13 protein-coding genes are annotated in these 10952 nt (G+C 68.5%); 7 read left to right on the top strand and 6 right to left on the bottom strand.

Features of this window, described 5'->3' with window-relative positions; all coding sequences use genetic code 11:
* Positions 1-173 precede the first annotated feature (173 nt).
* The 6 genes from speD (at position 174) to cueR (ending at position 5243) form a co-directional block, all read left to right on the top strand.
* A complete protein-coding gene (gene speD / locus HMPREF3014_RS32145; RefSeq protein ID WP_003095236.1) occupies positions 174-656 on the top strand; it encodes an adenosylmethionine decarboxylase in 483 nt (160 codons plus the stop codon).
* Positions 656-1783 (top strand): fused MFS/spermidine synthase, encoded by a 1128-nt coding sequence (locus HMPREF3014_RS32140; protein WP_003102234.1) that lies wholly within the window; start codon positions 656-658, stop codon positions 1781-1783. Before speD ends, HMPREF3014_RS32140 begins: the two co-directional genes overlap by 1 nt.
* 2 nt (positions 1784-1785) lie before the next feature.
* A complete protein-coding gene (locus tag HMPREF3014_RS32135; protein WP_003102235.1) occupies positions 1786-2646 on the top strand; it encodes an RMD1 family protein in 861 nt (286 codons plus the stop codon).
* A 12-nt stretch (positions 2647-2658) separates the two neighbouring features.
* Complete coding sequence (gene pmrA / locus HMPREF3014_RS32130) at positions 2659-3324, top strand: two-component system response regulator PrmA (protein ID WP_003102236.1); 666 nt, start codon at positions 2659-2661, stop codon at positions 3322-3324.
* A gap of 23 nt (positions 3325-3347) precedes the next feature.
* Positions 3348-4781: a two-component system sensor histidine kinase PmrB gene (pmrB, locus tag HMPREF3014_RS32125; protein WP_003102237.1), complete on the top strand. Its 1434-nt coding sequence runs from the start codon at positions 3348-3350 to the stop codon at positions 4779-4781.
* 63 nt (positions 4782-4844) lie between these two features.
* Positions 4845-5243, top strand: coding sequence for a Cu(I)-responsive transcriptional regulator (gene cueR / locus HMPREF3014_RS32120; RefSeq protein WP_003095248.1), 399 nt, complete (start codon positions 4845-4847; stop codon positions 5241-5243).
* Here the strand turns inward: cueR and HMPREF3014_RS32115 are convergent.
* The 6 genes from HMPREF3014_RS32115 to yedA form a co-directional block, all read right to left on the bottom strand.
* Positions 5212-5778, bottom strand: a complete 567-nt coding sequence (locus tag HMPREF3014_RS32115) for a nucleotidyltransferase family protein (protein ID WP_016852167.1) — start codon at positions 5776-5778, stop codon at positions 5212-5214. The two genes, cueR and HMPREF3014_RS32115, sit on opposite strands and share 32 nt — an antisense overlap.
* Complete coding sequence (locus tag HMPREF3014_RS32110) at positions 5775-6668, bottom strand: EamA family transporter (protein WP_003111298.1); 894 nt, start codon at positions 6666-6668, stop codon at positions 5775-5777. Before HMPREF3014_RS32110 ends, HMPREF3014_RS32115 begins: the two co-directional genes overlap by 4 nt.
* Positions 6669-6757: 89 nt before the next feature.
* Positions 6758-7651, bottom strand: a complete 894-nt coding sequence (locus HMPREF3014_RS32105) for a PA4780 family RIO1-like protein kinase (RefSeq protein ID WP_023087844.1) — start codon at positions 7649-7651, stop codon at positions 6758-6760.
* Between the two features lie 123 nt (positions 7652-7774).
* Positions 7775-8956 carry a cyclic di-GMP phosphodiesterase gene (locus HMPREF3014_RS32100; RefSeq protein ID WP_003102241.1) on the bottom strand — a complete coding sequence of 394 codons (1182 nt, stop codon included), beginning with the start codon at positions 8954-8956 and terminating at the stop codon, positions 7775-7777.
* Positions 8957-9063: 107 nt separating this feature from the next.
* On the bottom strand, positions 9064-9309 hold the full coding sequence (locus tag HMPREF3014_RS32095; RefSeq protein ID WP_003102243.1) for a hypothetical protein: 246 nt from the start codon (positions 9307-9309) through the stop codon (positions 9064-9066).
* Between the two features lie 33 nt (positions 9310-9342).
* Complete coding sequence (yedA, locus tag HMPREF3014_RS32090) at positions 9343-10233, bottom strand: drug/metabolite exporter YedA (protein WP_003112921.1); 891 nt, start codon at positions 10231-10233, stop codon at positions 9343-9345.
* Between the two features lie 154 nt (positions 10234-10387).
* On the opposite strand from yedA, the gene HMPREF3014_RS32085 reads away from it, so the two are divergent.
* Entirely contained in the window at positions 10388-10855 is a 468-nt protein-coding gene (locus HMPREF3014_RS32085) for an Lrp/AsnC family transcriptional regulator (RefSeq protein WP_003095262.1), read from the top strand.
* Positions 10856-10952 lie beyond the last annotated feature (97 nt).

Genomic DNA, 10952 nt, shown 5'->3' with positions numbered 1-10952 from the left:
ATAGCGCCGCTGGCGCTATTCGCCCTACGTCAGGCGAAATGGCTGCTCCGGCGTCGTCGGCCCGCGCCGGGTCGGGCAAAAAATCCGTCGTTAAGCACCTCTTAAGTCAGCCGCGCCTATCGTGCCTTCCACCGCGAGGACATCCCTCGCCGAAACGGAAGCAGGAGGCCTTCATGGCAATTCAACCGTTGCGACTCGATCCGATCACCGTGCTCGGCAAGCAACTGGTCATCGAGCTGTTCGACTGCGTCGACCAGCGCTTCGACGATATCCAGTGGATCGAGGAAAGCATGCTCGAGGCCGCCCGCCAGGCCAACGCCACCATCATCACCTCGGCGTTCCACAAGTTCAGCCCGATCGGCATCTCCGGCGTGGTGGTGATCGCCGAATCGCACCTGGCGATCCATACCTGGCCGGAGTACGGCTATGCCGCGGTCGACGTGTTCACCTGCGGCGACGTACTCGATGGCGCCCAGGCCGTGCGCGTGCTCAGCGAACGCCTGGGCAGCCGTCGGCACCTGATCTCGAGCATGGACCGCGGCCTCGGCGGCCATCGCCTGGGGCTGCTCAGCCGCAGCCTGGCCGGCAATGGCCCGGTCGACGAAGACAGCCCGACCCTGCGCTGGGCGCTGGGCCAGGGCACGGGGGTGGCCTGATGGATACGCCGATCGAACGCGCCCCGCTGGCTCCCGACCTGAGCCAGGCCCGTTACGCCGTCGACCTCACCGGCCTGGTGCCGGCGGAGGTCGCCGCCGGGCTGCCGCCGCTGCCGCCGAACCACTTCTATTTCTATCCGCCGGACCCGCTGCTGGAAGGCGACGGCGCGATCACCGCGATCGAGGACAGCGACCCCTTCGACCAGTACGTCTACCGCCTGCGCCGGGTGCTCTACCAGGGCCGCACGCGCTGGCAGAACGTGCTGATCGCCGACACCTACAACTACGACCGCGTGCTGATGCTCGACGGCGCGATCCAGAGCGCCGAGAGCGATGAGTCGCTGTACCACGAGCTGCTGGTGCAGCCGGCCATGCTCGCCCACGACGAGCCGCGCGACGTACTGATCATCGGCGGCGGCGAAGGCGCCACCCTGCGCGAGGTGCTGTCCCATGCCAGCGTGCGGCGGGCGGTGATGGTCGATCTCGACCGGGAGCTGGTGGAACTGTGTCGCGAACACCTGTTCCAGTGGCACCAGGGCGCCTTCGACGACCCACGCTGCGAACTGCTCGCCGAGGACGGCCGGGCCTATCTCGAGCGCGACCCGTCGCTCTATGACGTGGTCATCATCGACGTCGTCGACATGCTCGACAACGGCCCGGCCCAGGCTCTCTATACCCGCCAGTTCTACGAGCTGCTGCATTCGCGCCTGCGACCGGGCGGGGTGGTCGCGGTGCAGGGGCTGGAGTTCTCCCACAGCGACGACAAGCCCCACGCGGCCCTCGCCCGCACCCTGCGCAGTGTCTTCTCCCAGGTCCACAGCTACCGCGCCACGGTGCCCTCGTTCCTCTCCTCCTGGGGCTTCCTGCTGGCTTCCGACTGGCTCGACACGAACCACTGGCAGGCCGAGGACATCGACCGACGCATCGAACGCAAGCTCGGCCCGCTGTGGCTCGACCACCTCGACGGCGACTACCTCAAGGCCTGCTTCGTGATGGACCGGGAAACCCGCTTCCTGCTCGCCCAACCGGGACCGGTACTGGAAGACGGCGTACCCTTCGTCGCACCGCCGGATATCGAGGAGATCGAGTTCGGCCCGGCACAATTGCCGGCCCTGGCGAGGACCTGAAGATGTCCGCCGCTCCCCTGGCCAGCGTACCGCTGGCCGTCAACGGCGCGCCCTGCCTGCTGCACCGGGTACGCTTCCGCTCCGCCGCGGACGGCGGCGGCCTGCCGCTACTGGCCACCCTGCGCGATCCGCAGCCGGCGCTGGCCGTCCTGGCGCAACGCATCGAGCTGAGCGAAGACGCGGAACTGCCGGAGACCGCCGTCGACGACGAGCTGCTGGTGATCTTCGCCAACGCCGGGCTACAGACCGGGCACGCCTGGCGCCAGCGCCTGGAAGCCTGGATGGCCGCCGGCGAGGACGAGCGCCAGCCGACCCTGGAAGCGCCCTCGTTCGGCGAGCGGGTGCTGTGGCGCCCCGGCCGCGCGCTGGTCATCGGCAACCCCGAGCGCTGCCGGGAGCTGCTCGAAGGCCTGGCCGTCTTCGCCTGGCACGAAGGTCACCTGCGCCGCCTGGAAGGCGAGACCGCGGCGGCCTGGGAACCGGCCCAGGCCGATGTCGAACTGACCCAGCTACCGCGCCGTGCCGCCCTGCGGCGCCAGGAACATGTGAACCGGCAGGTGCGACGCACTACACTCTGGCGCATGGCCTATGCCCGCCTGGAGTCGCACCTGGAGAAGCCGCCGCTGCAACTGAACGGCGCTGTGCGCCGGCTCTACAACGAACTGGCCATGCAGGCCGAAGTGCACGATCGCCTGGCGACCCTGGACGACCGCATCGAAGTGCTGCAGGACCTCTACGAACTGGCCGCCGACCGCCTCGGCGAATACCGCTACTTCCGGGGCGAACTGCGGGTCGAATGGCTGATCGTCGCCATCCTCCTGCTGGAGGCCGGCCTGAGCCTGTGGGAATTGTGGAATCACTGAAACGAGGCTGCCATGAGAATACTGCTGGCCGAGGACGACCTGCTGCTCGGCGACGGCATCCGCGCCGGGCTGCGCCTGGAAGGCGATACCGTGGAATGGGTGACCGACGGCGTGGCCGCGGAGAACGCGCTGGTCACCGACGAGTTCGACCTGCTGGTGCTCGACATCGGACTGCCGCGCCGCAGCGGCCTGGACATCCTGCGCAACCTGCGTCACCAGGGCCTGCTCACCCCGGTGCTGCTGCTCACCGCGCGGGACAAGGTGGCCGACCGGGTCGCCGGGCTCGACAGCGGTGCCGACGACTACCTGACCAAGCCCTTCGATCTCGACGAACTGCAGGCACGGGTGCGCGCCCTGACCCGCCGCACCACCGGTCGCGCCCTGCCGCAACTGGTGCACGGCGAGCTGCGCCTGGACCCGGCGACCCACCAGGTGACCCTGTCCGGGCAGGCGGTGGAACTGGCGCCGCGCGAATACGCACTGCTGCGCCTGCTGCTGGAGAACAGCGGCAAGGTGCTCTCGCGCAACCAACTGGAGCAGAGCCTCTACGGCTGGAGCGGCGACGTCGAGAGCAACGCCATCGAAGTCCACGTCCACCACCTGCGGCGCAAGCTCGGCAACCAGTTGATCCGCACCGTCCGCGGCATCGGCTACGGCATCGACCAGCCGGCGCCCTGAAAACCGCCTACCGGAGTCCCCCGATGTCCCGTGCCGCCGTCCCCTCCGTCCGCCGGCGCCTGCTGGTCAACCTGCTGGTCGGCTTCGTGCTGTGCTGGCTGAGCGTGGCGGCGCTGACCTACCACCTCTCGCTGAAGCAGGTGAACCGCCTGTTCGACGACGACATGGTGGACTTCGGCGAAGCCGCCCTGCGCCTGCTCGACCTTGCCACCGAAGACCAGGCCGGCGAGGACGGCTCCATCACCGAGATCATCGAACGCAGCCGCGAAGCGATCCAGGGTCTGCCCCTGCTGCGCCGCGAAAGCGCCCTCGGCTACGCCCTGTGGCGCGACGGCCAGCCGCTGCTGTCGAGCCTCAACCTGCCGCCGGAGATCACGGCCCAGGGCCCCGGCTTCAGCACCGTGGAAGCCCAGGGCACCCACTGGCGGGTGCTCCAGCTGAATATCGACGGCTTCCAGATCTGGATCAGCGAAAACCTGATCTACCGCCAGCACACCATGAACCTGCTGCTGTTCTACTCGCTGTTCCCACTGCTGCTGGCGCTGCCGTTGCTCGGCGGCCTGGTCTGGTTCGGCGTTGCCCGCGGCCTGGCGCCGCTACGCGAAGTGCAGGCCGAGGTCCAGCAGCGCTCCGCGCGACACCTGCAGCCGATCGCGGTGGAAGCGGTGCCGCTGGAGATCCGCGGCCTCATCGACGAACTCAACCTCCTGCTGGAGCGTCTGCGCACCGCCCTCGAGGCCGAACGCCGACTGACCAGCGACGCCGCCCATGAAATCCGCACGCCACTGGCCAGCCTGCGCACCCATGCCCAGGTCGCGCTGCGTTCGGAAGACCCCAAGGCCCACGCCCGCGGCCTGCTGCAAGTCAGTCGCAGCGTCGAGCGGATCAGCACCTTGATGGAGCAGATCCTGCTCCTCGCCCGCCTCGACGGCGACGCCCTGCTGGAGCAATTCCACCCGGTCAACCTCGCCACCCTGGCCGAAGACGTACTCTCCGAACTGGCGCGCCAGGCCATCGACAAGGACATCGAGCTGTCGTTGCACCAGGAGACCGTGCACGTGATGGGCATCGACCTGTGGCTGAAGGCGATGGTCGGCAACCTGGTGGGCAACGCCCTGCGCTACACACCGGCCGGGGGCCAGGTCGAGATCCGCGTCGAGAATCGCGCCCAGCACGCCGTGCTGCGGGTGCGCGACAACGGCCCCGGGGTCGCCCTGGAAGAGCAGCAGGCGATCTTCACCCGCTTCTACCGCAGCCCCGCCACCAGCAGCGGCGAGGGCAGCGGCCTGGGCCTGCCGATCGTCAAGCGCATCGTCGAACTGCACTTCGGCAGTATCGGCCTGGGCAAGGGACTGGAGGGCAAAGGGCTGGAAGTGCAGGTGTTCCTGCCGAAGACCCAGCCGGACGCGACGCGGCCGCCGGCCAGAGGTCCGGACAGCGGGCGGTCACATATCTGATAGCCTGCGCATTGGCCGGGAAAGGGATAGGCTAGCGGCTTCGCAACCTCCCAGGAGACCCGGATGAACATCGGTGAAGCGGCGAAGAAAAGCGGACTGACGCCGAAGATGATCCGTTACTACGAGTCCATCGAGTTGCTCCGCCCAGCCGGACGCAGCGCCAGCGGCTACCGCCACTACAACGAGAACGACCTGCATACCCTGGCGTTCATCCGCCGTTCGCGGGACCTCGGTTTCTCCCTCGACGAAGTCGGCAAGCTGCTCACCCTCTGGCAGGATCGCCAGCGTGCCAGTGCCGACGTCAAGGCCCTGGCGGCGCAGCACGTGCGCGAGCTGAATCGCAAGATCGAGGAGCTCAGCACCCTGCGCGACACCCTGCAGGACCTGGTCGAGCACTGCCAGGGCGACCACCGCCCCGACTGCCCGATCCTCAAGGACCTGGCGTCTGGCTGCTGCCACTGATATCCAGCAGCGGCCAGCGCGCCGTCCAGTTCTTCTCCCGCAGGCGCCGCCGGTAGACCTCCGGCTTGCCGGCGAAATGCGCGGTGGGCCGCACCTTCAGCGCCAGCAGGTCGTCGACGCCCAGCGGTGCCAGTAGCTCCAGGCGTTCGCCGACGAGCCGCAGCGCCACCGCCGTGCACGTTTCCGCCCAGTGGCACAGCGCATCGGCGCAATCCCGGTAGGGCCGGTCGCCGTTGCGCAGGTGCATGCGCGCCTGGTTCTTCACCGACCAGGGTACCTCGCAGCAACGGCGCAACGCGGCCTCGAAGTCGGCGTCGGCCTGCGGGTCGAGGGCCCGCGGGGCGAAATGAAGTACGTCGATGTCCGCCAGCGGCGTGGCTTCGCCGTAGCCATGCAGATGGTCCCATACCGCGTTGCGCACGAAGCCGGCGCCGATCCAGGCGCCCTCCGGGCCGACCTCGCGCAGCACGCGGAGCAGATGCAGGCGCGAGGAATCGGCGGCGATCAGCGCGAGGATGTCTTCCGCCGTTTTCATCCCAACCGCCGCACCGGCCAGGCGAAGCGTCGCAGCAGGCTGGCCGGCAACAGGGTGATGGCCAGCCCGACGAACACCAGCGCGCAGGCCAGCAGGCTGTCCAGGTCGAGGCGTTCGCCGAGCAGCAGCCAGCCGGCGAGCATGCCCGACACAGGCACCGCCAGGGCGAACGGCGTCACCAGGCTGGCCGGGTAGTGGCGCAGGAGGAAACTCCAGATGGCGAAGCCCACCGTGGTCGCGCCGAAGGCGATGTAGAGCAGCGCGCCGAAGCCGCCCCAGCTCATGTTCAGCACTGCGCGCTCGATGGCGTGCGGACCTTCGAATAGATAGGAAAGCGCCAGCAGCGGCAACGGCGGGACCAGGCTGACCCAGCAGATCAGGCGCAGCATGTCGGTGGCCCCGGAACGCTTGGTGGCGATGTTGGCGAAGGACCAGGCCAGCGCCGCGGCGACCACCAGCAGGAATGCCAGCAGGCTGTCTCCCAGCGGCCGCTCCAGGCCGATCAGGACCAGCCCCGCCGCCGCCAGCAGGAGGCCGAACAACCCGCGCGGCGACGGCCGCTCGCCCAGCCACAGGGCGGCGATGAGGATGGTGAAGAATACCTGGCTCTGCAGCACCAGCGACGACAGCCCGGCCGGCATGCCCTGGGCCATGCCGACGAACAGCAGGCCGAACTTGACCACTCCGAGGAGCACGCCGATCAGCAGGATGCGTCCGAACGGCGCCGGCATCGGCCCGCGCAGGACCAACAGCGGCAGCGCCGCCAGGGCGAAGCGCAGGGCGCAGAACAGTAGCGGCGGGAAGTCGCCGAGGCCGACCTTGATAACGACGAAGTTCAGACCCCAGATCAGGGTCACCAGCAGGGCGAGCAGGATATGTGCAACAGGCATGGCGGCCTCCGGAAAACTTCAGGCCACGCTAGCAGTTGCGTGCGCAAGGGTCGCGATACAGTTGGCGGGAAAAAACATCCGCCAGCCGCTCACTGCAACCAGGGCGGCGGCGGTTCCTCGCGCTCGCCACGCGGCGCGTCGTCGGCCTGGCGCAGCGCCTGGCGACGCGCCTCCTCGCGCTGCGCGGCCTCGATCTCGCGGAGCACCGCGCGCACGTCGGCGGCCTCTTCGGCTTCGACGAAGGTGCCGCTGAGCGGGGTTTCCGCTGTCAGCTCGCCGGCTTCGTAGAGCGCCCACATTTCCTTGGCATAGCGGGTCTGCCTGAGTTCCGGGGCGAAGCGGCCGAAGTAGGCGGCCATGTTGCCGACGTCGCGTTCGAGCATGCTGAACGCATGGTTGTTGCCGGCCGCGTCGACCGCCTGCGGCAAGTCGATGATCACCGGGCCATCCGGACCGAGCAGGACGTTGAACTCGGAGAGGTCGCCGTGCACCAGGCCGGCGCAGAGCATGGCAACGATCTGGCGGATCAGGAAAGCGTGGTGGCGCCGTGCCTCGTCGGGCTCCAGCGTCACGTCGTTGAGACGCGGCGCAGCATCGCCGTCGGCGTCCGCCACCAGTTCCATCAGCAACACGCCATCGAGGAAATCATAGGGCTTCGGCACCCGCACACCGGCCCCGGCGAGACGGAACAGGGCCGACACTTCGGCATTCTGCCAGGCTTCCTCCTGTTCGCGGCGGCCATACTTCGAGCCCTTGGCCATGGCCCGCGCCTGGCGGCTGTTGCGGACCTTGCGGCCCTCCTGGTACTCGGCGGCCTGGCGGAAGCTGCGCTTGTTGGCCTCCTTGTAGACCTTGGCGCAACGCAGGCTGTCGCCGCAACGCACCACATAGACCGAGGCTTCCTTGCCGCTCATCAGCGGGCGCACGACCTCGTCGATCAGACCGTCTTCGATCAACGGTTCCAGGCGTCTGGGTGTCTTCATCGGTGCTACGCGGTTCCTCGGGGCCAATGTGGAAGGCAAAGGGTCTGACGTTATACGGCAAACGCCGTGCCGAGCACAGCCGGACGCGCCGGCTTTCCGCCGGACTGCGCACCGATCGGCGTACTAGGCCGGTGGCGCGGTGAGTTCGATGCTTTCCGCCACCGCCTGTTCCAGCCGCTGCATCTCCACGTCCAGCGCCTCGGCGCTGTCGGCGTAGCGCCGGGCAACCTCGGCGAAAGCGTCGGCCACGGCGACGAAGGCCTCCACCAGCCGTGGGTCGAATTCACTGCCGGCGCCGGCCTGGATCAGCAGCACCGCCTCGGCATGCGCCAGCGGCGGCCGGTAGGCGTGCCGGCTGGTCAGTTCATCGTAGCGGTCGGCCAGGGCGACGATCCGCGCCGCCAGGGGAATCCGCTCGCCCGCAAGGCCTTCCGGAAAGCCCCGGCCATCCCAGCGTTCGTGATGACTGTAGGCGATCTGCCGGGCGAAGCGGAGGAATCCGGAAGGCTGGCCGAGCCGCCGCTCGGCGCTGGCCAGGGCGTCGCGCCCGGCGCGGGTATGGCCCTGTAGCAGGGCGGTGTCGGCGGCGTCCAGTTGCCCGGGGTTGAGCAGGACCCGGTCGGGCACCGCGACCTTGCCGATGTCATGCAACAGCGCCGACTTGCTCAGCAGGTCGACAGCCTCCGGAGTCAGCTCGTCGGCGAACGCCCGCTGCGCCGCCAGGTGCTCGGCGAGCAGCCTGACATAGCGCTCGATACGCGGAAGATGGCGGCTGCGCGGGTTGTCGCGAAGATCGCCAAGGGTCGCCAGGGCTTCGATGACGGCGTCCTGCAACTGTTGCAGCTGGCGCGTGCGACGGCGCACTTCGAGTTCCAGGTATTCGCTCTTGTCGCGCAGGAAATCGGCATTGGCCTTCAATTGCAGATGGGTACGCACCCGCGCCAGGACGATCGGCGGGCTCACCGGCTTGCCCAGGTAATCCACCGCGCCCAGGGCCAGGCCCTGTTGCTCGTCGTCGCGATCGGCGCGGGCAGTGAGGAACATCAACGGGATGTCGCGGGTCAGCGGATCGGCCTTGAGCCGTCGGCAGACCTCGTAGCCGTCCATGCCCGGCATGTTCACATCGAGCAGGATCAGGTCCGGGCGCGGCTCTTCGACGGCTGCCCGCAGCCCGGCCGGGCCGCTGCCGGCGGTGCGCACGCGGTACTGCTCCTCGAGCAGCTCGCGCATCAGCAGCAGGTTGTCCGGGGTGTCGTCCACCACCAGCACGAGTTCCTGCTCGGGCCTGTCCAGCATGCTCTCCATCGCCCCTCCGGCCTTCGCTACGGGGCCGCCTGGCGGCGACCGTCATTCCGTATTGAAGACGCTGGAGACGACTTCTGCACGTCCGGTCAGGCGCCCGGGGCGACCGTTCAGGGCGTCAGGCGGAAACGCAGTGGCGAATCCTCGGCCTCGGCGCCGTTCTCGCTCTCGCCGAAGGCCCGGCGCTCGATGGGGTCCTGGCCGAAATACTCCTTGATCGGCGACTCGATGGCCTTGCCGCCGGGGCTCACGTGACTGGCGCAACCGCCAAGGAACACCAGGACCACACCGATGACCAGCGCTTTCATCTTCGTACCCCCGTCAGCCCGGCCCATCCGGGCGCTGCGCCGCAGCATGGCGCAGCCCGCCTTAGGGATCGCTTAAGGCATTCAGGCGGCGGCGCGGCTGGCGCGCCACTGGGGCAGGCCGATGAGCACCACGGCGCTGATGATCACCAGCATCGCCAGCCCCTCGATACCGCCGATCCGCTCGCCGGCGAACAGGGTGCCGAGCAACACCGCCACCGCCGGATTGACGTAGGCATAGCTGGTGGCCGCCGCCGGCCGTACGTTGCGCAGCAGGTACTGGTAGGCGCTGAAGGCGATGATCGAGCCGAACAGGATCAGGTACACCAGCGCCAGCCAGCCGCTGGTGCTCGGCCAATGCTCCAGGCGCTCGCCGCTGGCCAGGCTGCCGACCAGCAGCACCGCGCCGCCGACCAGCATTTCCGCGGCGCTGGCCATCGGTCCGGCCGGCAGCGACAGGCGCCGGCTCCACACCGAGCCGAAGGCCCAGGACGCGGCGGCGAACAGGATCAGGCCGGCGCCGGCAGGGCTGGCCTGGAGGTTCGAACCGAGGTTGAGCAGGACGATGCCGAACAGCCCGAGCACGATGCCGCCCCATTCCAGGGTGGTGTTGCGCTGGCCGAACAACTGGCTGAACAGCAGGGTGAACAGCGGCACCGTAGCCACCGCGAGGGCCGCCACCCCGGAAGACACGCCCCAGTGCTCGGCCACCGTCACCCCGCCGTTGCCGCAACTGAGCAGGAGGATTCCGACGACCCCCGCGCCGCGCCACTCGCGCCAGGTCGGCAACGGCGCGCCGCGCCAGCGCAACCAGGCGAACATCAGGCCGCCGGCGATGACGAAGCGCACCCCGGCCATCAGCATCGGAGGCCAGGACTCGACGCCGAAGCGGATCGCCAGGTAAGTGGAGCCCCAGATGAAGTACAGGGCGAAGAACGCACCGAAAAGCAACAGCGGAAGGCGACGGGCAGGCATGGAAAGCACTCGACAGGGCAGGCGGGAGAAAGACTTCATTTTATGAGGTCGCTACCCGCCGGTTAAGGCACAGCCGCTGGTTATCGGGACGTAACACTTTTCTTTCCATGGAAATCGGCCATGCTTTCCGTCGATTCGACAACCGGGACCCATCATGGACAAATACGACCGTGCGCTCCTCGCCGCCCTGATCGACAACGGCCGCCTGACCTTCGCCGAACTGGCCCGGCGCATCAACCTGTCGCCCCCGGCGGTGGCCGACCGGGTGGCCAAGCTGGAGGCCGAAGGGGTGATCACCGGCTACCACGCCTCGGTGAACCTGGCCAAGCTCGGCCTGCCCATCGAGTGCGTGATCGAACTGCGGATCACCGAGAAGGATTGCCAGTCGGTGCTCGACGAACTGGCCCGGATCCCCCAACTGACCCTCTGCCACCGGATCACCGGCGACGCCTGCGTGCTGATGAAGGCCGCCGTGGCTTCGATGCCGGAGCTGCAGGACCTGATCGACCGGCTGATGAAGTTCGGCATCAGCAAGACCTCGATGATCCTCTCCACCCCCTTCGCCGACCGCCAGCCGGCAAGCCTGCGGGGGCAGGACGGCAATGGCGGATGTGCGGCGTGAGCCCTACGCCGGGGTTATCCGGCAGGCGTCGGGATCCGTACTTCATCGCCGCCACGAACCCGAACGGTAGGGCGCATAACGCCAACGGCGTTATCCG

It is taken from the genome of Pseudomonas sp. HMSC065H01, assembly GCF_001815235.1.
Classification (GTDB): Bacteria; Pseudomonadota; Gammaproteobacteria; order Pseudomonadales; family Pseudomonadaceae; genus Pseudomonas; species Pseudomonas aeruginosa.
This window is presented reverse-complemented; position numbering and strand designations above follow the sequence as displayed.